Origin of the sequence: Nocardia lijiangensis NBRC 108240 (assembly GCF_001613045.1) — a bacterium.
GTDB lineage: Bacteria > Actinomycetota > Actinomycetes > Mycobacteriales > Mycobacteriaceae > Nocardia > Nocardia lijiangensis.
Genome location: NZ_BDBP01000050.1, coordinates 47,439 through 71,304 on the forward strand (window position 1 = coordinate 47,439; position 23,866 = coordinate 71,304).

Consider the following 23,866-nt stretch of genomic DNA (forward strand, 5'->3'; position numbering starts at 1 on the left):
TTCACGGGCACCGCGCGCGTCCTGACTTGTTTCTCCGTCTTTTTTCCTGAGCCAGCAGGGACCTTGTATGCCTCAGCCGTCTCTCACCCCAGTGGCCGCGGCCGACCGCTTGCCCGCAGGCGCCTTTCCGCTCTCCGCGGCGCAGCGTGGCATCTGGTTCGCCCAGCACTTCGCGGGTGACACCCCGATCTCGATCGCCCAGTACGTGGAGTTCCACGGCACGCTCGACCTGGATCTGCTGTCCAGCGTGGCGCGCCGGGCCGTGCACGAGTTCGGCAGCGGGTACGTGCGGCTGATCGAGGTGGACGGGTTCCCGTACCAGGTGATCGACACCTCGCTCGAGGACGAGACGACCCTGGTCGACCTGCGCGGCGAGGCCGATCCGGTGGCCGCCGCGCAGGCGTGGATGCGCGCGGAGTACACCGCCCCGCTGAATCTGCTGCGCGACCGGCTCGGCAAGTACGTCATGCTGCGCCTCGGCGACGAGCACTGGTACTGGTACCAGCGCATTCACCACATCCTGCTGGACGGCTTCGGCGCCATGACCATGCTGCAGCGCACCGCCGAGCTGTACAACGCCGAGTGGGCGGGCCGGGAGTTCCCCCCGAACAAGGCCGTCGATCTGCGCACCATCGTCGACGCGGACGTGGCCTACCGGGATTCCGAACGCTTCGCCGCCGACGCGCAGTACTGGCGCGAGCACCTCGCGGGCATGGCCGAACCGGTCGGCCTGGCCGGACGCGCGGCAGGCGTGGACGCGCATCCCAGCCTCGTTGCGGGCGAATTGCCCAGCGCCACTGCCGAATTGATGGACGCGGTGGCGAAGGCGGAGTCGACCAGCGTGGCGCCCGTCGTGGTGGCCGCTTTCGGCGCCTACCTCGGCGCGATGACCGGCGCGCCCGAGGTGACGCTGAGCATGCCGGTCTCCGGCCGCACCACCGCGGCGCTGCGGCGTTCCGGCGGCATGATCGCCAATGTGGTGCCGCTGCGGCTGACACTCGGCGCCCGGGCCACCGTCGGCGAACTGATCAGGGCCGCGCAGCGCGAACTGACCTCGGCGCTGCGCAGGCAGCGGTACCGCCAAGAGGACATCGTCCGTGATCTGGGCTGGTCGGTGGACGAGGCGGCCTCGTTCGGCCCGACGGTCAATCTCATGATGGTGGACACCAGGATTCGGCTCGGCGAGGTCACCGGCCGGATGCACGTGCTGACCTCGGGGTTGATCGAAGACCTGTTCCTGAACCTGTATCCGGGCATGGGCGCGGAGAACACCCACATCGATTTCCAGGCCAACCCCAATCTGTACGACGACGAAGAACTCGCCGCGCAGCACCGGAGATTTCTCGACTTCCTGCACCGCTTCCTGGCCGCGGGGCCGGACGCGGCGCTGTCCGCGGTGTCGGTGCTCTCGCCCGAGGAGCTGGCCGAGCTGGAGCCCGCCCGCGGACCCGGCTCGGTGCCGCCGCGCACGCTGACCGAGATCCTGGCAAACGGCGCGGCCATCGATCCGGACGCGGTCGCCATCCGCGCCGACGGGACGTCGCTGACGTATCGGGCGGTCGACGCCTACGCCAACCGCCTCGCGCGGCTGCTCATCGCGGCGGGCGCTGGCCCGGAAACCGCGGTGGCCGTGGCCATTCCGCGCTCAGTGCACTCGGTGCTCGCGGTCTGGGCGGTGGCGCGGACCGGCGCCGCCTTCGTGCCGATCGATCCCGGCTATCCCGCCGATCGCATCGAGCACATGGTCGCGGACAGCGGCGTCGTGGCGGGGCTCACCGTGACCGGCGCGCGGCAGGCGCTGCCCGACCGCATCACCTGGCTGACGCTCGACGATCCGGAGACGGACGAGACGGTGGCGCACCAGGATTCGGCGCCCGTCACCGACGCGGACCGGTCGGCGGCGATGCATCTCGACCAGCCCGCCTACCTCATCTACACCTCCGGGTCGACGGGCATGCCGAAGGGCGTCACCGTGACCCACCGCGGGCTGGCGAACCTGGTCGCGGGCTCCGGCGCGTCGTTCGGCGTGGACGCGAAGGCCATAGTGGCGCACGCGGTCTCGCCGAGTTTCGACATCTCGGTCGAGGAGTTGCTCGTCGCGTTCGCGGTGGGCGCGTCGATCGCCGTCGTGCCGCCCGCGGCGTACGCGGGCGAGGACCTGGCCCAGGTGTTGCGCGAGCACCGCGTCACCCATCTGAACGTGACACCCGTCGTGGTCGGTTCGCTGGACCCCGCGGCGCTGCCCGACCTGCGCACCGTGGTGGTCGGCGGTGACGCGTGCCCGCCGGAGCTGGTGGCGAAATGGGCGGGCCGCACGCTGCTCAACGGGTACGGCCCCACCGAGACCACGGTCACCGTCACCGTGAGCGCGCCGCTGACGCCGGAGGGGCCGGTGAGCATCGGCAGCCTCGCCCGCGGGGTCGTGGGGCTGGTGCTCGACCCGTGGCTGCGGCCGGTCGCGCCCGGTGTCGTCGGCGAGCTGTACCTGGGCGGGCCCGCGGTCGCGCGTGGCTACCACCAGCGCACCGGGCTCACCGCCAGCCGGTTCGTCGCGAACCCGTACGAGCCCGGCGCGCGCATGTACCGCACCGGCGACCTCGTCCGGTGGCGGCGCCGCGAGGGCAGGCTGGAGCTGGACTACGTGGGCCGCGGCGACTTCCAGGTGAAGGTGCGCGGCTACCGCATCGAGCTCGGCGAGGTGGACGCCGCACTGGAGCGGCAGCCCGAGGTCGAGTTCGCCCTCACCATCGGGGCCACCACCCCGAGCGGGGCCACCGCGCTGGTGTCCTACGTGCTCGGCGCGCCGGGCGTCGAGGTGCAGCCGGAAGCGCTGAAAGCCGCTGTCGGCGAGCTTCTTCCGGCGTACATGGTGCCGACCGTGATCATGGTGCTGGACAGCGTCCCGCTGACGCCGGTCGGCAAGGTCGATCGCAGGGCACTGCCCGCACCCGATTTCGGCATGCGCACCACCGTGCGCCGCCCGCCCTCCACGCCGCGCGAGGAAACTCTCGCGGGACTCTTCGCGGAGGTGCTCGGCCTGGACGCGGTGGGCGTCGACGAGAACTTCTTCGCCCTCGGCGGCGACAGCATCATCTCCATCCAGCTGGTCTCCCGCGCCCGTGCCGCGGGCTTGCGGTTCAGCGCGCGCGACGTCTTCGAACGCAAGACGGTGGCCGCGCTGGCCGCCGTCGCCACCGACGCGGCCGACACCGCCGTGCTCGAATTGCCCGGCGGCGGAGTCGGTCCGGTGGAGATCACCCCGATCGTGCACGCGATGCTCGACCAGGGTGAGACCTGGAACCGGTACAGCCAGGCCGTCCTGATCGCGCTGCCGCCGGACGGCGATCGTGCGCGCTTGACCACCGCGGTGCAGGCGCTGCTCGACCACCACGACGTGCTGCGCAGCAGCCTGCGGAAGGCCGAGGACGGCTGGGATTGGGTTGTTGCGGAACCAGGTTCGGTCCGTGCGGCCGATTGCATCGACTCGGTGACCGTCGGCGAAGACCCCGAGGCGAGCTGTGAGTACGCCTTGCAGCGTGCTGCCGATCGGCTGGATCCGGCCGCGGGGGTCGTCGCCCGGTTCGTTCTCGTGGAGCAGAATTCGGCTGCGGGCGCATCCGCCGACGACGTCACCGGCACCGGCGGGACCAGCGTTGCCGCCCCCGGCGCTGCCGGTGGAACAGCGACCGCCGACATCGGCGCTGCCAGTAGCAGTGGAATCGACATGAGTGCCACAGACGGGGTCGGTATCGCCCATGCCGACGATGGTGTCGGCGTTGCCGATGACGGCCGTGGCATCGCCGAGGGCACCCGGCTCTGGCTGGTTCTGCACCACCTGGTCACCGACGGTGTCTCGTGGCGAATCCTGTTGCCCGACTTGGCCACTGCCTTCTCCGGTGGCGAGCTCGAGCCCGTCGGTACCTCGTACCGCCGCTGGGCACACGCCAACGTCGAGCAGGCGGCGGCGCGCGCCACGGAACTCCCCGGGTGGCGGCGCGTGCTGGCGACACCCGACACCCCGCTCGGCGCGCGGCCTGCGGATCCGGCGGTGGACACCGTGGCCACCGCGGCCGAGGTGCGGACCACCGTGCCCGTGGACGTCGCGACCGCGGTGCTGGACACGGTGCCCGCGCTGTTCCACTGCGGCGCCGACGATGTGCTGCTGGCCGCGCTCACCATGGCGGTCGCGCGGTGGCGGGACAGGACCGGTGCGCTGTTCACCCTCGAGGGCCACGGGCGCGAGGAGTCGGTGCTGCCCGGCGCCGATCTCGCCCGCACGGTGGGCTGGTTCACCAGCGTGTACCCGGTGGCGATCGATCTCGCGGGCATCGATCTGGACGAGGCCTTCGCGGGCGGGCCCGCGGCCGGTCTGGCGATCAAGGCGGCCAAGGAGCAGCTGCGCGCGATTCCCGACCGCGGCGTCGGATACGGGATGCTGCGGTATCTGAATCGGCAGACCTCCACCGAACTCGCCACCGGACCGACACCGCAGATCAGCTTCAACTACCTGGGCCGCGCCGCCGGAGGCCCCGAAGGGCCTTGGCTGCCACGGCGATTCGCCGCGACGCAGGACGATCGCGCGCCACTGCCCGCCGTCGTGGACGTCAACGCCATCATGGGCGCCGCGGGTCTGGAGGTCACCTGGGCGTACGCCACGGAGCTGCTGGCCGAGGACGATGTCCGCGCGTTCGCCGAGCACTGGGCCACCGCGCTGGCCGCCCTCGCCGACCACGCGCGGACGACCGGCGCTGGTGGGCACACCCCGTCGGACTTCCCGCTCACCACGGTGACCCAGCCGCAGATCGCAGGCTGGGAGCGCACCTACCCGAACCTGGCCGACGTCTGGCCGTTGTCACCGCTGCAATACGGGCTGCTCTTCCACGCCTGGTACGACACCGACACCGCCGACGGCTACACCGTGCAGACCCGGCTCACCCTGGCGGGCCGGGTGGACGCCGCCCGGTTGCGCGCCGCGGCGCAGGTACTGGTCGACCGGCACGAGAACCTGCGGGTCGCGTTCGTCGAGACACCGGACGGTCCGCGCCAGCTGGTGCTCGCCGACGCCGAAGTGCGCTGGCACGAATCGGATCTCACCGACCTCGCCGAAGAGGCCGAGCGGACAAGGGAACTCGACCGGATCCTCGCCCTGGACGCGAACACCCGCTTCGACCTCACCCGTCCGCCGCTGCTGCGCTTCCAGCTCGTCCGCACCGCCGACGACACCTACACCCTGCTGATGACCAACCACCACCTGGTGCTGGACGGCTGGTCCACGCCGCTGCTGGTGCGCGAGCTGCTGACCGTCTACATCGCTTCGGGCGCGGGCGTGAGCGCCGCGGACGTGCTGCCCCCTGCCCCGTCCTATCGCGGGTTCCTCGCGTGGCTCGCCGAACAGGAAGCCGCCGAAAACGTCCCCGCTCCGGCCGAGCTCGTCCCCTCCGGCGACGAAATCAGACCTTCCGCCGAGGAACTCGCCGCTTCCGCGGCTGCCGAGGAAGTCTCCGCTCCTGCCCCCGCCGAACCCGCGGGCGTCACAGAACCGACCGCGGCTGTCAGCGAGGCTGCGGCCGTCAGCGAGGCCGCGGCTACTGCCGAACCACAGGCGACTGATCTCGAGCACGTCGCCGAGCCTGCCCCCGCCGGAGCCGAGCCCGCCCCTGCCGCAGGCGAACTCGCCGTCGACACCACCCGCACCGAACCTTCGGGTGTCACCGAGCCGATCGCGGCCGAGAGCGAGACCGCAGCTCCTGCCGGACCGGAAGCCACCCACCTCGAGCGCGCCGCCGGGCTGCTCACCGGCACAGCCGGTTCCGCGTCCATCGCGGCTTGGCGCGAGGCACTGGCCGGTATCGACGCACCTACTCGCGCGGTCCCGACCCTGGCGGGTATCCAGTCCACCGAATCCGGCATGGTCTCGGTCGATCTGTCCGCAGAGACGATCGCGCGACTGGAGGCGACGACCCGCGCCGCGGGCGCGACCGTGAACACGGCCGTGCAAGCCGCGTGGGCGCTGCTGCTCGCCATGCTGACCGGACGCACCGACGTGGTGTTCGGCGGTACCGTCTCCGGCAGGCCGCCGCAGCTGGCGGGCGTCGAGGACATGGTCGGCCTGTTCATCAACACCCTTCCGGTGCGGGTCCGGCTCGATCCGGCGGAGAAGGTGGCCGATCTGCTGGCCCGCATCCAGTCCGAGCAGGCACGTCTGCTCGACCACCAGCACGTCGGGCTGGCCGCCATCCACCAGGCCGTCGGTCTTGCCGAATTGTTCGACACCCTCACCGTTTTCGAGTCGTACCCGATCGACCGCGAGGCGCTGTCGCAGTCGCTGGACATCGCCGGCATGCGGATACTCGACATCGCCGGGACCGACGCGACGCCGTACCCGTTGAACCTCATGGTGATTCCGCTGCACGGGATGCCCGGTGAGGCGGGCGACAAGCTGCGGGTCACGGTGAAGTTCATGGCCGACCAGCTGGCCGAACAGGACGCGCGCATGCTGCTCGACCGTTTCGTCCTGCTGCTCGAGCAGATCGCCGAGCATCCGGAATTCGGCGTCGCGCGAGTGCAGCACTGCGACGCCGTCGAGCGCGCCGCCCTGCTGCCGGTGCACGGCGTCGACTCGGTGCCCCAGCGCACGCTGCCCGAGATCCTCGCCGCGGGCGCCGCGGTGAACCCCGATGCCATCGCGGTCAGCGGGAACGGCGACACCATGACCTACGGCGAGCTCGACGCCTGGTCGAACCGGTACGCCAGGGTGCTGCTGCGCCGCGGCATCGGCGCCGAGATCTTCGTGGTGCTCGCTCTCACCCGTTCGGTGGAGTCGGTGGTCGCGGTGTGGGCGCTGGTCAAGACGGGCGCGGCGTTCCTGCCACTGGACCCGAACTACCCGGTGGAACGGATCGAGCACATCCTCACCGATTCCAAAGCGCCCATCGGGGTGACCGTCCGCGCCACCGGTGAGACCCTGCCGAGCACGATCGACTGGCTGCTGCTCGACGACCTGAACACCATCCGCAGGGCGATGACGGTCCCGGCCGGACCCATCACCGACGAGGAGCGCGGCGGCGCCATCCGGATGGACCAGACCGCCTACCTGATCTACACCTCCGGCTCCACCGGCAAACCGAAGGCGGTACTGCTGAGCCATCGCGGCGTCGCGAATCTCACCACGGCGCAACGCGAATCGCTGGACCTGGACCCCACGGCCAAGGCGTTGCAGGTCGCTTCGCCGAGCTTCGACGCCTCGGTCTTCGAGCTGCTCACCGCGCATGCGGTGGGCGGGCAGCTGGTGCTCTCGCCGCCCGAGGTGTACGGCGGCGCGGAACTCGAACACCTGCTGCGCGCCGAGCGGGTCACCCACGCGGTGATCACACCGTCGGTGCTGGCCACGATGGACCCCGGCGGTCTCACCGACCTGCGGGTCCTCTCGGTCGCGGGCGAAGCGGCCGGGGCGGAGCTGACCGCGCAGTGGTCCGTCGGCAGGCGCATGCTGAACCTCTACGGCCCCACGGAATTCAGCATCTGGGCCACCGGGCCCGGGGAATTGGAGGCGGGCAAGCCGGTCACCATGGGCGGCCCGATCCGCGGCGCGGCGGTCATGGTGCTCGACACCTGGTTGCGGCCGGTTCCGGTCGGCGTGGAGGGTGAGCTGTACCTCGCAGGGCCCGCCATCGCGCGCGGCTACTTCAACCGATTCGCGATGACCGCGGGCCGCTTCGTGGCCAACCCGTACGGTGCGCGCGGCGAGCGGATGTACCGCACCGGCGACATGGTGCGCTGGGTCGAGTCCGGCCGCCCCGGCGGACCGGTGCTGGAGCTGGAGTACCTGGGCCGCAGCGATTTCCAGGTCAAGATCCGCGGCCTGCGCATCGAGCTGGGCGAGATCGACGCGGTGCTCGCGGCCGACGATCACGTGGAATACGCCGCGACCGTGGGCATGCCGGGCCCGGCCGGGGAGACCGTGCTGGTCTCCTACGTGGTGCTCAGCGACGCGGGACGCGAATCCCTCGGTGAGGCTGCGGAATACGACACCGAACGGCTGCGCTCGCGCATCGCGGGCGCGCTGCCCGGCTACATGGTGCCCGGCTACCTCATCGTGCTGGACGAGGTGCCTCTGACACCGGTCGGCAAGCTGGATCGCAAGGCGCTGCCCGTGCCCGATTTCGCGGCGTTCCTGCGCCGATACCTGGCGCCGCGCACGCCGATCGAGCAGGCGGTCGCCGAGGTGTTCGCGGAGGTGCTCGGCGCCGAGCGGGTCAGCATCGACCACTCGTTCTTCGAACTGGGCGGCAACTCGCTGAGCGCGACCAAGGTGGTGGCCAGGGTCAATGCGGCGCTCGGCGCCACGATCGCGCTGCGTGACCTCTTCGACGCCCCCACGGTCGCGCAGCTGTCCGCGCGCGTGGTCCCCGCCGCGGCGGGGGAGCGCGCTCGCTTCGCGCTGGCGCCGCGCATCCGGCCGGACCGGATCCCGCTCTCGCCCGCCCAGCAGCGGATGTGGGTGCTCAACCGGCTCGACCCCACCTCGCCCGCCTACAACATCGCCGTCGCGCTGCGGCTCACCGGCGAGCTGGACGTGGCCGCCATGCGGCGCGCGCTGCGTGCGGTGATCGACCGGCACGAAAGCCTGCGCACCATGTATCCGGCCGACGCCGAGGGCCCGCGGCAGGTGGTCCTCGGCGCGGACGCCGTGGCGCCCGAACTCGCCTCGGTCGTCACCGAACCCGGTGCGCCGCTGCGGGATCGGATCGTCGAACTGGCGGGCGTCGGGTTCGATCTGGTGACCGAGCCGCCGCTGCGGGTCGGACTGTTCCGATTGCACACGGCAGAGGGGAACGGCCGCGCGACGCCCGTGCACGTCGTCGTCCTCGTGGTGCACCACATCAGCGCCGACGGCGCATCGATGGCGCCGCTGGCCACCGACCTGATGACCGCCTACGCCGCGGCCACGATGGGCCAGGAAGCGGCGCTGGCCGCGCTGCCGGTGCAGTACACCGATTTCGCGCTGTGGCACCGGGAACTGCTCGGCGACGAGTCCGACCCGGAATCGCTCGCCGCACGGCAGATCCGCTACTGGACCGAATCCCTCTCGGGCGCACCGGATCTGCTCGAACTGCCCGCCGACCGGCCGCGCCCCGCGGTGCAGTCGATGCGCAGCGCGGACCTGAATTTCGCGGTCGAGCACGAGCTGCACCGGGCCATGGCAGGGCTGGCCGCCGACACCGACGTCAGCATGTTCATGGTGGTGCACGCCGCCCTCGCGGTGCTGCTCGCGCGGCTCGGCGGCACCGACGACGTGGTGATCGGCACCGCGGTCGCCGGGCGCGGGGAGGCGGCGCTGGACGAGATGGTCGGCATGTTCGTGAACACCCTCGCGCTGCGCACGCCCGTCGACCCGAACCTGTCCTTCCGCGAATTCCTCGCCGCCGTGCGCACGTCGGATCTGGATTCCTTCGCCAGCGCCGACGTGCCGTTCGAACGCCTCGTGCAGGTGCTGAACCCGGCCAGGTCGACCGCGCACCACCCGATCTTCCAGGTCTCGCTGTCCTTGCAGAACTTCGTCGAACCGGCGCTCGAACTGCCCGGCCTGCGGATCGAGGTGGAGGATCTGGATCGCGACGCGGCGCAGTTCGACCTGACCCTCGACCTGCGCGAGCGCTACGACGGCGGCGAGCGCGCAGGCATCGACGCCACCCTGACCTACGCCACCGACCTGTTCGACAAGCCGACGGCCGATACCCTCGCCCGCCGCTGGCTCGCGGTGCTCGGCGCGGTCGTCGCCGATCCGGGACAGCGCCTCGGCGACATCGACCTGCTGGTACCGCAGGAACGCGCCGACCTGGTGCCCGCGAGCGGCCCGGAATCTGCCGGAGTGCGCACCCTGCCAGAGTTGTTCGCGGCGACGGCGGCCGCGCATCCGGAGCGCGCCGCGGTGGTCGCCGCCGGAGCGACGATGACCTACCGCGAATTGGCCGCCCGCGCAGGGCAACTCGCACGCCTGCTGATCGAGGCGGGCGCCGGGCCGGAGACGGTGATCGCGCTCGGATTGACCAGGGGCGCGGAGCTACTGGTCGGCATGTGGGCGGCGGCCGCGGCGGGCGCGGCGTTCCTCCCCGTCGACCCGAAGCACCCGGTGGACCGCATCGAGCACATGCTCACCGATTCCGGTGCGGTGCTCGGTATCACCGTCGCGGCACACCGGCCGCAGCTGCCCGAGGACACGCGGTGGCTGGTCCTCGACGAGCCGACCTTCGCCGCCCGCTGGCGCGCGGCCGACGAGACACCGCTGCGCGCAGGCGAACTGCGCGTGCCGATCCTGCCGGACCACCCGGCGTGGATGATCTACACCTCGGGTTCCACCGGAACGCCGAAGGGCGTCACGGTCTCGCACCGCGGCATCGCCGATCTCGTCGCCGCGCAGCGGGAGTCGCTGGCGCTGGACGAGCACGCGCGCGTCTTGCAGGTCGCCTCACCGAGTTTCGACGCGTCGGTGTTCGAGGCGATCATGGCCTTCGGCGCGGGCGGCGCCTCGGTGGTCTCGCCGCCGGAGGTGTTCGGCGGGGACGCGCTGGCCGAACTGATCGAAACCGAACGGGTCACGCACACGGTGATCACGCCGTCGGCGCTGGCCACGGTGGATCCGGCGCGGGTGTCGAGTCTGCAGGTGCTCGCAGTGGCCGGTGAGGCGGTCGGCGCGGAGCTGGTGGAGCGCTGGGCGCCGGGCCGGACCATGGTGAACCTATACGGCCCAACAGAATCCACCATCTGGGCAACGGGTTCCGGTCCGCTGTCGGCGGACGCGCCCGTGACCATCGGCGGTCCGATCCGCGGCGCGTCGGTGCTGGTGCTGGACGGACGGCTGCGTCCCGTGCCGGTGGGCGTCGCGGGGGAGCTGTATCTCGCCGGGCCCGCCCTGGCGCGCGGCTATCACGCCCGTCCGGACCTGAACGCGACCCGCTTCGTCGCGCATCCCTATGGGACGCAGGGCGAGCGGATGTATCGGACCGGCGACCTGGTGCGCTGGGTCGGCGACGGCGAACTGGAGTACGTGGGCCGCACCGATTTCCAGGTGAAGGTGCGCGGCCAGCGCATCGAACTCGGCGAGATCGATGCCGTGCTCGGCCGTGCCGACGGCGTGGACTTCGCCGTGACGCTCGGTGTCCCCGGCCCGTCCGGCGCCACCGCGCTGGCCGCGTACGTGGTCCACGAGTCCGGTGTCGAACTGGACGTGGAGGCGCTGCGCGAGCACGCCGCGGCGGCGCTGCCCGGCTACATGGTGCCCTCCGCCTTCGTGGTGCTCGACGCGATTCCGCTCAACGCCGTCGGCAAGCTGGACCGAAAAGCGTTGCCGGAACCGGTGTTCGCAGACGAGCGCACCGAGTATGTCGCACCGCGCACGCCCACCGAGCAGACCCTGGCCGAGGTCTTCGCCGGACTCCTCGGTCGCGAGCGGGTCGGCGTCGAGGACTCCTTCTTCGCGCTCGGCGGCGACAGCATCCTGGCCATCCAGCTGGTCTCCCGCGCCAGGCAGGGCGGTGTGACCATCACCCCGCTTCAGGTCTTCGAGCACCGCACCGTCGCGGCTCTGGCCGCCGCGGCCGACGCCGCGGGCGAACAGGTGGTGCTCGAGGAGCTGCCCGGCGGCGGGGTCGGCGAGATGCCGCTGCCGCCGATCGTGCGGTACATGATCGAACGCGGCGGCGACTACGACCGTTTCGCGCAGACCGCGGTGCTCGAACTGCCCGTCGGCATCCGCGCCGAGCAGCTGGCGGCGACCGTCGCGGCCGTGGTGGACCGGCACGACATGATGCGCGCCAGGCTGTCCCGCGACCCGGACGTGCGACTCGAGGTGTCCGAGCCGGGCAGCGTCGACGTGGCGGGCCTGATCCGCCGCATCGAGTTCGCCGCCGACGCGGACACCGTCGACCTGCGCGAATACGCGCTCACCGAACTGGATTCCGCGATGAACCGGCTGGATCCGGCGCGCGGTGTGGTGTTGCAGTTCCTCTGGCTCGATCCGGTCGGCGAGGCCGGTGACCGCAGCCGCGCCGGGCGTCTCATCGTGATCGCGCACCACCTCGTCGTGGACGGGGTGTCCTGGCGGATCCTGGTGCCCGACCTGATGGCCGCTTGGGCCCAGGTCTCGACGGGCGCGACGCCGGTGCTCGCCGACACCGGGACGTCGATGCGGCGGTGGGCGCATGCCCTCGCCGAGGAAGCGCACAGCGCCGCGCGGGTCGCCGAACTCGACTTCTGGCGCGGGACGATCGACGGACCCGATCCGCTGATCGGCGGGCGCGAGCTGGATCCGGCCGTCGATCGGGCGGGCGAACTGCGCTTGGTGGAGGCGGAGGTGTCCGAGGAGGTCACCGCCGCGCTGCTGACCACGCTGCCCGCGCTGTTCCACGGCGGCGTCGAGGACGCCCTGCTCACCACGCTGGCCCTCGCCGTGCACCGGTGGCGCGCGAGCGAGGAGCGCAGCGTCCTGGTTCGGCTGGAAGGACACGGTCGTCGGCAGGAGGTGATTCCCGGCGCCGACCTTTCCCGGACCGTCGGCTGGTTCACCAGCATCTACCCGGTGCGCCTCGACCTCGGGACGGTGGACGTCGACGATGCCTCGGCCGGTGGTCCCGCGCTGGGGGAGGCGCTTCGCGCGATCAAGCATCAGCTGCTCGCCGTGCCGGACAAGGGCATCGGATTCGGTCTGCTGCGCTACCTGAATCACGAGACCGCCGCGCAGCTTCCGCGCCGCCTCCCCGGCCGCGTCTCCTTCAACTACCTGGGTCGCTACGCCACCAGCGATATCCCGCCCGGCCTGGAAGGACTCGGCTGGCTGCCCACCGACGAGCTCGGCGATCTGCCCGCGACCGAATACCTCGACGTGCCACTGCAATCCGAGATCGACGTGAACGCCGTGGTCCTCGGCGACCGGCTGCGCGTCACCTTCGGCTTCCCCGCGACGCTGCTCGACCGGGCCGACGTGGCCGAGCTGTCTCGCCTCTGGATCGAAGTGCTCGGTGCCGCAGCCGAATTCGCGTCCACCCCGGAGGCGCGTGCGGCGGGCGCGGAGGAGGAGCGGTCGATGGCCGAACTCGCCGCCGCCACGGCGCAGCCCGCGCCTGGCGCGGCCCTCAGTCTCGACGTGCTGCTGCCGATCCGGCCGGACGGCGACGCACCTGCACTGTTCTGCATCCATCCGTCGTCCGGATTGTCGTGGACCTACCTGGGTCTCGCGGAGACGCTCGCGCCCGGCCGCCCGATCTACGGTCTGCAAGCGCCGGGTCTGAGCGGCAGCGAACAGGCCATGCGCAGCATCGAGGAATTCGCGGACCGCTACCTTCGTGAGATCCGCGCCGTGCAGCCGGAAGGCCCGTACCACCTGCTCGGCTGGTCGTACGGCGGGCTCATCGCGCACGCCATGGCCACCCGGCTCGAGCAGGAGGGCGTGCCGGTCGGCGTGCTCGCCCTGATGGACGCCGACACCGCCGACATCGACGCCGACAGCATCGAGACGCTCTCCGCGGGCGCGTTCGCCAGCGCCTTCGGCGCGATGTTCGGCATCGATGACATCCCCACCGACGCCACAGCACAAGAAGCGGCCGCTGTGATCGCCGAGCGGACCGGCGGCGTGGCCTTGGTGGACGCAGGCACCCTCGAGCGAATGGCGGGCTCCTACAACGACTTGGCGCGCACCAGAACCGGATATCAGCGTCCCGTCTACCACGGCGACGCCCTGTATTTCAGCGCCACCGTGGACACTTCGGACATCTTCGGCCCCGAGGGCTGGCGGCCGTACATCACCGGCGCGATCACCAACTACGACGTCGAGGTCACCCACGACGAAATGTCCTCACCACACGTGCTGCCCATCATCGCGCGTGTGCTCGACGAGCATCTTGGAGGCATGCAGTGAACGACAGCGGAGTTGTGGTGGAAGGCGTGGAGAAATCCTTCGGCGAGGTGCGCGCCCTGCGCGGCGTGGATTTCACGGCCGCGCAAGGAGAAGTGCTCGGCATCCTCGGCCCGAACGGCGCGGGCAAGACCACCACGGTGAACATCCTGTCCACGCTCATCGCACCGGATCGCGGCCGCGCGCAGGTCGCCGGGCACGACGTGGTCGCCGACCCGGCAGCCGTGCGCCGCTCGATCATGCTCACCGGGCAGTTCGCGGCGCTGGACGACATGCTCAGCGGTTACGAGAACCTGGTGATGTTCGGCAGACTCATGGGCTTGCGCAAACCGGCCGCGCGGGCGCGCGCCGACGAACTGCTCGCCGAATTCGACCTGGTCGACGCCGCGGGCAGGCGGGTGGGGACCTATTCCGGCGGTATGCGCAGGCGCATCGATATCGCGTGCGGGCTCGTCGTCCGGCCCGACGTGGTGTTCCTCGACGAGCCGACCACCGGACTCGATCCGCGCAGCCGGCAGGGCGTGTGGGATCTGGTGTCCAGCTTCCGCAAGCACGGCATCACCACGCTGCTCACCACGCAGTACCTGGAAGAGGCCGACGCGCTGTGCGACCGGATCATCGTCATCGATCACGGCGTGGTCATCGCCGAGGGCACCGCCGACGAGCTGAAGTCGCGCACCGGCGGCAGCTACTGCGAGGTGGTCCCGCTGCGGCTGGAGGATCTGCCCGCCATCGCCGCCGCGCTCGGTCCGCTGCTGCCCGAGGAGAGCCGGGCCGCGCTCACCCCCGACTCCGACCGCATCGCGCTCCCCGCTCCGGAAGGCGCGAAGACGCTCGCCGAGGCGCTGCGCCGATTGGATTCGTCGGGCGTCGAACTGGTCGACATCGCCCTGCGCCGTCCCTCGCTCGACGATGTGTTCCTCCAGCTCACCGGCCACCTGGCGGCCACCGAGACCGGAGCGGCCGAATGACCGCCGGGGCCTGGCTGACCGACATCCGCGCCACCCCGGTCCGCGCGCAGCAGTGGTGGGTGCTCACCACGAGGCTGGTGACACCCGCGATCAAGAGCGGCGAGGTGCTCAGCTCCATCGTCGCGCCCGCCGCCTTCACCGCCAGTTTCTACATTCCGCTGAAGACGGTGATGACCGTCATCGGCACCGGATTCAGCAGCTACGCGCAGTTCATGATGCCGATCGTCATCTTGCAGGCCTGCGCGTTCACCGCGATCGGCGCGGCCTTCCGCTCGGCCACCGACGTCGTCGCGGGGATCGATCGCCGCTTCGGCTCGATGCCGATCGGTCCGCTGGTTCCGGTCGCGGCGCGCATGTCCGGCAACATGTTCCGGCTGTGCATCGCGATCGCGACGGGCCTGGTCTGCGGACACATCATCGGCTTCCGCTTCGTCCTGGACGCCTGGCACACGCTCGGCTTCTTTGCCTTCTCGCTGCTCATCGGGATTGTGTTCACGCTGGGCGCCGACGTCATCGGGACGGTGACCAAGAGCCCGGAGGCGACCACTCAGGCGTTGGTGCTTCCGCCGTTGATCCTCGGCATGCTGTCGACGGGATTGGCCCCCGCGGAGCAATTTCCCAGCTGGATCCAGCCTTTCGTGCGCAACCAGCCCGTCTCGCAGTTCGTCATCGCGTTGCGCGCACTGGCCGGGGACACGAAAGGCAATGCGGGCGAGGTGACCTGGGCGCTGATGGGCCCGCCGCTGCTGTGGGCGGGGGCGATCGTCGTCGTCTGCCTGCCCGCGGCGATCCGGCTGAGTTCGAGGAGGGCGTGATGTCGCTGACGGTCCAACAGGAGACGCTGTCGCACGGCGAGACCTCGCCGCTCTCGTTGCTGCGGCACACCGCGATCCAGACCCAGCGCCTGCTGCTGCGCTGGTCCCGCAATCCGGTGGCGCTGCTGGAGACGCTGATCATCCCGTGTCTGCTGCTGCTGATGCTCGACATCGTCATCGGCGGGCAGATCCAGAAGTTCTCCGGCACCGACGCGCTGTACGGGTCGGTGCCGATGGTGGCCACTGTCGGCGCGCTGAGCGGTGCCATAGCGAGCGGGGTGATGCTCGGCAGGGAACGCGACGCGGGCCTGCTCGCTCGCTTCTGGGTGCTGCCGGTGCACCGGTCCTCCGGGCTGATCTCGCGCGTTCTCGCCGAAGGTTGCCGGATCCTGCTCGGCACGCTCGTGGTGATCCTCGTCGGCTATCTGCTGGGATTCCGCTTCCACCAGGGCATCGTGCCCGCGCTGGTGTTCGTGTTCATCCCGGTGTTCTTCGGGCTGGCCTTCGCCACCATGGTCACCGCCATGGCGGTGTTCACCGCGAAAGCCACACTGGTGGAGAGCATCACGATCCTCACCTCGCTGCTGATGTTCTTCAGCACCGGCTTCGTCCCGCTGATCGCCTTCCCCCAGTGGATCCAGCCCGTGGTCCGCAACCAGCCAATGTCGGTCGCGGTCGACACCATGAAGGCCCTCTCCCTGGGCGGCCCCCTGGCCCGCCCCTTGACCTTGACCATCCTCTGGTCGCTCGGCGCGATCATCGTCTTCGCCGTGCCCGCGGTGATCGGCTACCGGCGCGCCAGCCGCCGCTGACACAGGCGGTGTCGACGCCTCGCACAGGCGGCGGCTGTGTGCTGCGTGTGGTGGCCATGTGCGACGGAGAACTTGTCAGAGGAGGCCCGCGCGGCGGCGCAGGATGGACGCGGTGTGGTCGTCGGCGGGGAGGAATGCCTCCAGATGCAGCTCGGAGAGCGTGACGTCGACGGCGGTCGCGAAGGACGTGATGGTGGTGATCAGCCGCAGCTCGCCCGCCTCGCTGCGCAACCGCAGCGGGACAGCGAAACCGAGGTGGTCGGGGCCGGGTTCGGCGACGGGGAGATAACCCGTCAACTCGGCGATGAACGCGTCCAGCTCGGGATCGGGGCTGCGCAGGGCGCGCCCGCGAAGGGATTCGGTCACGTGCCTGCCCCACTCCGGCAGGTTCAGCACCCGGCAGGCGAGGCCGTCGGGATGCAGCGCCAGCCGCAGCACGTTGACCGGCGGCGCGAGCAATTCGGGCGCCGCGCCCTCGGTGAGCAGTTCGAAGGCGGCGTTGGCGGCGACCAGCACGCCGTACGGGCGCACCACGACCGCGGGGTAGGGCATGTGGCCATCGAGTATGCGGTCGACCGCGTCCCGGACGGGCGCCAATTCCGGTGTGTCCAATCGCGATTCGGCGAAGACGGGCGCGTAGCCCGCAGCGAGCAGCAGGCCGTTGCGTTCCCGCAGCGAGAGTTCCAGCGATTCGGCCAGGCGCACGACCATGGTGCGGCCGGGGCGGGAGCGGCCTTGCTCGAGGAAGCTGAGGTAGCGCTGGGTGGTGTCGGCGCGGATGGCGAGGTCCAGCTGACTCACCCGGCGCATGGTGCGCCAGCGTTTGAGCTGCTTCGCGAACGCGTCGGGTTGGGTGGCCGCGCCGACAGCCGCGGTGCCTATTTGTGGCTGTGCCACGGTGTACCTGGGTGACTGCGCCACGGTGCTCATCGGTCCTTGATATCGAACCCGGTGCGGCCGCGCCATACCCTGCGGGGAATCGCGGCGTCGCACCGCGCGCGCCAGGCTCGGTGCCATGAGCACTCACCACGAAGACAAAGAACTGGCTCGCTTCGCCGAGCGGTACATCGCACTCTGGAACGAGCCGCCCGACCCCGCGCTGCGCCGCAGCCTGATCGACGAACTCTGGGCCGTCGACGGCGCGCAGGTGCTCGTCGATCCGCCCGAAGCCATCCGCAACGCCGCGACCGACCTGGCCTTCCCGATCCCGCCGCTCCAGGTGCGCGGGGCCGAAGCCTTGGAGCGGCGCGTGAGCCGCGCCTACGAGATGTTCGTCGCCCCCGGCGAGCACGTCTTCGAAACGCACGGTCCCGCCACCCGGCTCACCACGAACCTGATCGGCCTCGGCTGGGCGATGGTGGCCCGGGCCGATGGGGCGGTGGTCGGCGGCGGCTACGAGGTGATCGCGCTGGACGGCGAGGGCCGAATCCGCCTGGACCACCAGTACATCGGTATCGACGCCTAGCCGGTCACGTCGCGGCGGTTCCCGTCAGCAGGACGCACGCGAACTCGTCACGCCTCGAAGAACACCAGGTTGCCCGCCGCGTCGCGGGCGCCGAGTCCGGCTTCGATGGCGGTGGCGAGTTCGGTGACGGTGGACCAGGTGCGCGGTGGGTTGCCGTCGAGATTGCCGATGGTCAGCCAAGTGTCGGTGTCGCGGTAGCGGACCAGTCCCTTGCCGGTCTCGTCGACGGTGACATCGAGATCGCCGGACACCGTCCCTTCCTCTTCGGTCATGACGGCGGCCTTGCCGGAGATCTCGATGATGTCGATTATCTGAACCCTCCTCGGCTGACGCAGTCGTCGACTGCGGTGCGCAGTGCGGACTGTTCGGCAGAATCAATGGTCAGACCGTATTTTACTTTGACAGTGAGGTAGTGCTCGATATAGCCACACCGGAAGTTTCCCGGTGGCAGGTAGTTCGCGGCGTCCTGATCGCCCTTCGATCTGTTGGCCGACGGGTCCGAGGCGACGAGGTTGAGGGCGTCGTTGGCGATGCGGCGACGTGTGTCCTCGTCGCGGGAGGCCGCTCCGGATCGCCATGCCTCTGCCAGCGGGACGATGTGCTCGGCGTCGACACCGGACGGGGCGGTGATCCACTTGTACTCTTTGAGCTGTCCGGTCTTGCTGTCCAGGACGCCGTACTGATCGCGCCAGCCCCCGTCGGAACCGATCGTGAGCTCACAGGTTTTGGGATCGAGCCGGACCGAGCCGACGGCGTCGCGCAGCATCATCACTTCCCGCGTGGTGCAGCGACTGTACTGCGTGAAGTCGGCGCCGAAACCGTGTTCGGGCTTATTGCTATCCCAGTGCGGGAACTTCTCGCGGCTGTACCCCGTCATCGGGGCCTCCGGCGCCACAGCGAGTTTCGTGAGCAAGTCGCGGACGTCCTTGGCGGACGCCAAAGTCTGTTGTCCGGGCGAAGTCGGTGGTTTGCTGTCGGTGCCGCTGGAAGCGGTGCATGCGGCGGTCAGCATGAGAGTGACGGCGATCGGCGCGACAACGGCCACCACCTTGCGAGATGCGGTCCACTTCACAGCGATCCACCGCCGAACGAGACCGGCGCATCGCCGATGACTCTCCCGGCCACCGGGCGTAAGAGGGACGACTGCCGGGCCGTGAGCTTCATCGAGTTGTTTCCTAACGCCTGCCTCGTGCAATTATCGCGGGCGCCAAAGTACCTGTCCCGGCTATGCCGGAATGCGAACGCCGCGTATGAGGTTCGGCACACCCGAGTAGCCCGCTACTCGGGACGCGGTGGTCCGTGGCGGCATACGGTCGGATCCTCTCCGAAGCTGCAAGAGGGGCAGGGCATGAGAACCCAACCGATCAAGTTCGCCGGGTACGGCGCGGGCCAGACCGATTTCGACGCCGTCGAAGGTCTCGCGTCGCCCGGTGAGCGGCTTCGTCTCCACCAGGTGCTGGACCGGATCACGCAGCACGTGCTCAATCCCGCGGGTTCCGGCTTCACGTCGCTGACCATCGTCGGTCACTCCGACCGGCAGGATCTGGCGGCGATGACCTGCGATCAGCGGCGCACCAGCGAGAGCGAGGCCGCCGAGAACCGCGCCTCGTCGGCGTGGGCGTGGGTGAAGACTCAGGTCAACGGCCGGCTGGTGTTGCACGGCGTGCCCGCCGTCGACGAGTGGTGGGAGTCGAACCCGGCATTCACCTGGGCGCTGGTGTACGCAGGCGCGGGCCAGCTCGAGTATCCCCAGCCGAGTTCTGAGCAGCGGGCGCTCAATCGCCGAGTGCTGTTCCTGGTCGGTGTTTTTCCGGCGTAGTCCCGGAAATGCCGGACCACCCCTGAGCCGCCGTGCCGGCGCCGACTCAGGGGTGGCGGATCACAAACGAATCCGTCCGCGTGCGCGCGGGCGTGCGGTTGTCCAGGCCGCGGGCGCACCGCGCGACACCACGGGGCTGATGAGGGGTAGGTCCCGAGGTGAAGCTCCGCACGGGACGTTCTCGTTCGTGACGTTCGAGGGGCTCGCTCAGCGCGAGCCGCGGGCCCGGGTGCGGACCGGTGCTGGTTTCCGGCGAGCGTCACGCGTTCCGATCCGCTTCGATGGCTGATCCACGATGGATTCTCCGTCCCCGACCTCGTTGTCTTCTACGTAGCAAGATAGTAGATAAATGACGGGCTTTTGACAACCAGCGAATTGCGAACCGCGGCAATGCGAGTTATCGGGTGAGCTCTACTGTGCTACTACGGAAAATGGCCTGTCGTGGGCGTTCTTGGGGCATGTCATGCGCGCTCGGCGGCTCGGCGAGCCTCGCTACCCTGTGGCAAGCGTCACTCCGTGGCGGCCGCGCTCTGCTCAGTCCTCGTCCATCTCCGGGTCCGCGGGCTGCGCCATCGGCGGAACGCCGGTGTCCAGGAACCGGATCAGCCGCTCGATGCGCGTGGTGTGGTCGACGCAGCGCTCCAGGTGATTGCCGAGCAGGGCGAGGTCGATGGCGGCGGTCGCGGGCTGCGACCGCTCCGGATCGATCAACGCCGCGTGCAGGCGCACCCGGAGATCGGTGAGCGCCGCGGTGACCTGTTCGGCGTCGGCGGACTGGTGGGCGGTGGCCACGGCCTCGCCCGCCAGGGCGGTGCGGTGCGCGGCGAATCTGCCGAGTTCGGCCAGCACGTCCAGGATGGGTTGCGGTGCAACGTGGTTCGGATGGCTGCGGTAGACCTCGTCGGCGACGTGGCTGGTCAGCGAGCCGATGCGGGACAGCTCGTTGGCGATCTGGATCGCCGTCACCACGTGCCGCAGATCCCTGGCCACCGGCGCCTGGAGCGCGAGCAGCACCACCGTCCGCGCCTCGCACGCGCCGTACATTTTCTGTAGCTGCTCGTCGAGGGCGAAGACCTCGTAGGTGACGGTGAGGTCGGCGGCTGCGAGCGCATCGGTGACGCGCTCGACGGCGTCGTGGGCGAGTCGGCACATCAGCGTCAGATCGTTCGTCAACGCGTTGAGCTCGTGGGTGAACTGGGTCCGCACCGGCAAATTCTCGCCTATGCCGGGGCGAGCAGGGAAACGATTCGCACTGCCCGGTATGGCGATATCCGCCGTGCGCGCCTTCCTGACCCGCGAAAGTCGCCGTGTGCAGCGGAAATAGCGGTTCGATATGACGGTGTGCATCGTGTCGCTTTCCCTTTCCGATGCTACGGTCGGCGTATGCCGAAGAAGGACGATGTGCAACACCGTCTGGTGACCACCTTTCAGCGCCTGGTCGGTAATCCGATTCTGCGCAGACTGTCGAGCCAGCAGCTGCTCGAGACGACCGGCCGGGTGAGCGGCGAACCGCGTATCACCCCGATCGGCGGCCGCCAGGTCGGCAGCCAGTTCTGGCTGGTCTCCGAATTCGGCGAGCGCTCGCAGTACATCCGGAACATCAAAGCCGACAACCGGGTTCGCGTGCGATTGCACGGTCACTGGCACACCGGCACCGCCCACCTGCTCCCCGAGGACGACGCCCGCGCGCGCCTGCGCGAGCTGCCGCGCGCCAACAGTGCCGCGGTTCGCCTCGTCGGCACCGACCTGCTGACGGTCCGGGTGGACCTGGACGACTGAGTGGTGCCCGACTACATCCGCTGGCTACGCGAGAGGGTCGGCCACGACCACATCCAATTGGCGTATGCGGCGGCGTGCGTGGTGACCGACGGCCGCGTGCTCATGCAGCGTCGCAGCGACGACGGCGAGTGGGGGTTGCCGGGCGGCGCCATCGAACTGGGCGAGTCGGCCGCGTCCGCCGTTGTGCGCGAGGTCGCCGAGGAGACCGGCCTGCGCGTGGAAATCGAGGCGCTGCAAGGCATCTACACCGAATATCGGCACGTGTACCCGAACGGCGATGTGGTGCAGCCGATCACCGTGTTCTTCCGCTGCGCGCCGATCGGCGGGCGGCTCGGCGGCGACGCGGAATCGCTCGAGGTGCGGTACTTCGATCTGGATGCCACGCCCGCGCTGAACAATCCCGTCTATCTCGACGCGCTCGACGACCTGCGGGCCGGGCGCCTCGGCGTCTATCGCTGAGGGCACAGCTGCCCTGTCGCTCCGTGCTTCTGGCGAACTGCGTCCGGCTGTGCCGCCCACCTCAGGCGGGCTGCTTGTCCAGCACCTCGACCAGCCGCCATGCCACCGACGGCGCATCGGCGGCCGGGTTCTCCACCGGCGTCTGCTCGATGCGTGAGCGGTAGCGGTAGCCAGGCTGAAACTCGAATCCCTCGATCGAGCCGTAGAACAACTCCCACGGACCGTTCTGGTCGCGGCGGATCTGCAAGCACTCCCTCGGCGCGACCCCGGTGCACCGCATGGGCTGCGGTGCCACATCGATCACGAAGGTTCCGGCGCGTTCCACGGATTCGCTGGTCGCGGAGGTGGCGAGCAGCGTTTGAGCCTGCGGTGCGGTGGTGCACGCCGCCAGCAGCGGGGCGAGCAGGATGCTCGCGGCGACGGCCTTGCGGAGTCGTTGCTGCATCCCCCCGATGATACCGATCCGGGTGCTCGGAGATAGCTGGGACGATGGAAGGCATGCTCCGTGCGTTGACAACCCGCTGGACCGTGTTCACCCCTCTCCTCGCCGCGCTCGCCTTGGTCGCCACCTGGGGACGAAGCCTGCCGGGGGTGGGGGTGGTCGTGGTCGCGCTGTTCCTCGCGGCAGCGGTGCTCGCCGCGGTGCATCACGCCGAGGTCGTCGCACACCGGGTGGGGGAGCCGTTCGGATCGCTGGTGCTCGCGGTCGCCGTGACGGTGATCGAGGTCGCGCTCATCGTGACGTTGATGATCTCCGGCGGCGAGAAGGCCGCCACCCTGGCCCGCGACACCGTCTTCGCCGCGGTGATGATCACCTGCAACGGGATCTTCGGTCTGGCCCTGCTGGTCGGCGCCCTGCGCAGACGCGTCGCGGTCTTCAACGCGGAGGGCACCGGCGCGGCGCTGGCCACAGTGGCGACGCTGGCCACCCTGAGCCTGGTGCTGCCGACCTTCACTTCGAGTGTGCCCGGCCCGGAGTTCTCGCCCGCGCAGCTCACTTTCGCCGCCTTCGCCTCGCTCGCGCTGTACGGCCTGTTCGTCATGGTCCAGACGGTGCGTCACCGCGACGACTTCCTCCCGGTGGAGGGCGACGGGGTGGTCACCGACGACGACGCGCGCGACGAGCGCCCCTCCGTGCGCGCGACACTGCTCAGTCTGGGGCTGCTGTTGGTCGCGCTGGTCGGCGTGGTCGGTCTGGCGAAGGTGGTCTCGCCCGCCATCGAATCGGCCGTGGTGAACGCGGGCCTGCCGCCCGCGGCGGTGGGTGTGGCGATCGCGCTGCTCGTGCTGCTGCCCGAGACGCTGGCCGCGGTGCGGGCGGCGCGCCGCGATCAGGTGCAGATCAGCCTGAACCTGGCGCTGGGTTCGGCAATGGCGAGCATCGGCCTGACCATCCCGGCCATCGCCGTGGCAACTATCTGGCTATCGGGTCCCTTGGTGCTGGGGCTGGGTGCGACGCAGATGGTTCTGCTCGCGCTGACGGTAGTCGTCGGCGTGCTGACGATCGTTCCCGGCCGGGCGACCCTGCTGCAGGGCGGCGTGCATCTGGCTCTGTTCTCGGCTTTTGTGTTCCTCGCCGCTAGCCCTTAGGCGTCGTGAGGTGTCTCGCGAATGACTGGAACTGGTCACATGAACGACTTGTGAGTGGTCAGCGTCACAGCATGCGAATTTTGTTGTGACGCGGAGTACCGATTAGCTTGACGGATGTTGGCATTGACGCCGGATTCGGAGAGCGCCATGAATTTCGACACATCCCGTGCGGAAAGCGCGGTACGCGGGCCCCGTCTATGACGCCGGAAATCCGCACCGCCGACCGCGAATCCGCGACCGCGATCGT

General features: G+C 70.0%; 15 protein-coding genes. 9 read left to right on the forward strand and 6 right to left on the reverse strand.

Features of this window, described 5'->3' with window-relative positions; translation table 11 throughout:
• Window positions 1–67: 67 nt before the first annotated feature.
• Genes NL1_RS39605 through NL1_RS19700 form a run of 4 tightly spaced genes read left to right on the forward strand, consistent with a single transcriptional unit; the run spans window position 68 to window position 16,507 of the window.
• Window positions 68–13,912 (forward strand): non-ribosomal peptide synthetase, encoded by a 13,845-nt coding sequence (locus tag NL1_RS39605; RefSeq protein WP_245673398.1) that lies wholly within the window; start codon window positions 68–70, stop codon window positions 13,910–13,912.
• The gene (locus NL1_RS19690) at window positions 13,909–14,880 is read left to right on the forward strand and encodes a daunorubicin/doxorubicin resistance ABC transporter ATP-binding protein DrrA (RefSeq protein WP_067841409.1); all 972 of its coding nucleotides are present in this window, start codon (window positions 13,909–13,911) and stop codon (window positions 14,878–14,880) included. The genes NL1_RS39605 and NL1_RS19690 overlap by 4 nt, the downstream gene beginning before the upstream one ends.
• Window positions 14,877–15,695 carry an ABC-2 transporter permease gene (locus NL1_RS19695; protein WP_067841411.1) on the forward strand — a complete coding sequence of 273 codons (819 nt, stop codon included), beginning with the start codon at window positions 14,877–14,879 and terminating at the stop codon, window positions 15,693–15,695. The genes NL1_RS19690 and NL1_RS19695 overlap by 4 nt, the downstream gene beginning before the upstream one ends.
• Window positions 15,695–16,507, forward strand: coding sequence for an ABC transporter permease (locus tag NL1_RS19700; protein ID WP_067841412.1), 813 nt, complete (start codon window positions 15,695–15,697; stop codon window positions 16,505–16,507). The genes NL1_RS19695 and NL1_RS19700 overlap by 1 nt, the downstream gene beginning before the upstream one ends.
• A 75-nt stretch (window positions 16,508–16,582) precedes the next feature.
• On the opposite strand, the gene NL1_RS19705 is transcribed toward NL1_RS19700, so the two are convergent.
• Window positions 16,583–17,437: a helix-turn-helix domain-containing protein gene (locus NL1_RS19705; protein WP_084510765.1), complete on the reverse strand. Its 855-nt coding sequence runs from the start codon at window positions 17,435–17,437 to the stop codon at window positions 16,583–16,585.
• 85 nt (window positions 17,438–17,522) lie between these two features.
• On the opposite strand from NL1_RS19705, the gene NL1_RS19710 reads away from it, so the two are divergent.
• Window positions 17,523–17,972: a hypothetical protein gene (locus NL1_RS19710; protein WP_067841414.1), complete on the forward strand. Its 450-nt coding sequence runs from the start codon at window positions 17,523–17,525 to the stop codon at window positions 17,970–17,972.
• Between the two features lie 47 nt (window positions 17,973–18,019).
• Here NL1_RS19710 and NL1_RS19715 read toward each other — a convergent pair whose 3' ends face one another.
• Window positions 18,020–18,244 (reverse strand): hypothetical protein, encoded by a 225-nt coding sequence (locus NL1_RS19715; RefSeq protein WP_084510766.1) that lies wholly within the window; start codon window positions 18,242–18,244, stop codon window positions 18,020–18,022.
• Between the two features lie 35 nt (window positions 18,245–18,279).
• Window positions 18,280–19,020 (reverse strand): HNH endonuclease family protein, encoded by a 741-nt coding sequence (locus tag NL1_RS19720; RefSeq protein WP_245673400.1) that lies wholly within the window; start codon window positions 19,018–19,020, stop codon window positions 18,280–18,282.
• 300 nt (window positions 19,021–19,320) lie between these two features.
• Between NL1_RS19720 and NL1_RS19725 the strand changes: the two genes are divergently transcribed.
• Window positions 19,321–19,791, forward strand: a complete 471-nt coding sequence (locus NL1_RS19725) for a hypothetical protein (RefSeq protein WP_067841419.1) — start codon at window positions 19,321–19,323, stop codon at window positions 19,789–19,791.
• Window positions 19,792–20,325: 534 nt separating this feature from the next.
• On the opposite strand, the gene NL1_RS19730 is transcribed toward NL1_RS19725, so the two are convergent.
• Complete coding sequence (locus NL1_RS19730; RefSeq protein ID WP_067841443.1) at window positions 20,326–20,997, reverse strand: phosphate signaling complex PhoU family protein; 672 nt, start codon at window positions 20,995–20,997, stop codon at window positions 20,326–20,328.
• A 177-nt stretch (window positions 20,998–21,174) separates the two neighbouring features.
• On the opposite strand from NL1_RS19730, the gene NL1_RS19735 reads away from it, so the two are divergent.
• Together NL1_RS19735 and NL1_RS19740 are read left to right on the forward strand one after the other, a co-directional pair.
• Complete coding sequence (locus NL1_RS19735; protein ID WP_067841421.1) at window positions 21,175–21,570, forward strand: nitroreductase/quinone reductase family protein; 396 nt, start codon at window positions 21,175–21,177, stop codon at window positions 21,568–21,570.
• Window positions 21,571–21,573: 3 nt separating this feature from the next.
• Window positions 21,574–22,029, forward strand: a complete 456-nt coding sequence (locus NL1_RS19740; RefSeq protein WP_067841445.1) for an NUDIX hydrolase — start codon at window positions 21,574–21,576, stop codon at window positions 22,027–22,029.
• Between the two features lie 61 nt (window positions 22,030–22,090).
• Here the strand turns inward: NL1_RS19740 and NL1_RS19745 are convergent, their stop codons facing one another.
• Window positions 22,091–22,474: a DUF4377 domain-containing protein gene (locus NL1_RS19745; RefSeq protein WP_067841423.1), complete on the reverse strand. Its 384-nt coding sequence runs from the start codon at window positions 22,472–22,474 to the stop codon at window positions 22,091–22,093.
• A gap of 53 nt (window positions 22,475–22,527) precedes the next feature.
• On the opposite strand from NL1_RS19745, the gene NL1_RS19750 reads away from it, so the two are divergent.
• A complete protein-coding gene (locus NL1_RS19750; RefSeq protein ID WP_067841446.1) occupies window positions 22,528–23,619 on the forward strand; it encodes a calcium:cation antiporter in 1,092 nt (363 codons plus the stop codon).
• 35 nt (window positions 23,620–23,654) lie between these two features.
• Here NL1_RS19750 and NL1_RS39065 read toward each other — a convergent pair.
• Window positions 23,655–23,866 (reverse strand): hypothetical protein (locus tag NL1_RS39065; protein ID WP_218024454.1); only part of this gene is annotated, 212 nt, incomplete at its 5' end.

Excerpts from the sequence above, each read along its gene's own strand:
- NL1_RS39605 (WP_245673398.1), top strand. The coding sequence starts at position 68 with ATGCCTCAGCCGTCTCTCACCCCAGTGGCCGCGGCCGACCGCTTGCCC.
- NL1_RS19695 (WP_067841411.1), top strand. The coding sequence starts at position 14,877 with ATGACCGCCGGGGCCTGGCTGACCGACATCCGCGCCACCCCGGTCCGC.
- NL1_RS19700 (WP_067841412.1), top strand. The coding sequence starts at position 15,695 with ATGTCGCTGACGGTCCAACAGGAGACGCTGTCGCACGGCGAGACCTCG.
- NL1_RS19705 (WP_084510765.1), bottom strand. The coding sequence starts at position 17,437 with ATGAGCACCGTGGCGCAGTCACCCAGGTACACCGTGGCACAGCCACAA.
- NL1_RS19710 (WP_067841414.1), top strand. The coding sequence starts at position 17,523 with ATGAGCACTCACCACGAAGACAAAGAACTGGCTCGCTTCGCCGAGCGG.
- NL1_RS19715 (WP_084510766.1), bottom strand. The coding sequence starts at position 18,244 with ATGACCGAAGAGGAAGGGACGGTGTCCGGCGATCTCGATGTCACCGTC.
- NL1_RS19725 (WP_067841419.1), top strand. The coding sequence starts at position 19,321 with ATGAGAACCCAACCGATCAAGTTCGCCGGGTACGGCGCGGGCCAGACC.
- NL1_RS19735 (WP_067841421.1), top strand. The coding sequence starts at position 21,175 with ATGCCGAAGAAGGACGATGTGCAACACCGTCTGGTGACCACCTTTCAG.
- NL1_RS19745 (WP_067841423.1), bottom strand. The coding sequence starts at position 22,474 with ATGCAGCAACGACTCCGCAAGGCCGTCGCCGCGAGCATCCTGCTCGCC.
- NL1_RS19750 (WP_067841446.1), top strand. The coding sequence starts at position 22,528 with ATGCTCCGTGCGTTGACAACCCGCTGGACCGTGTTCACCCCTCTCCTC.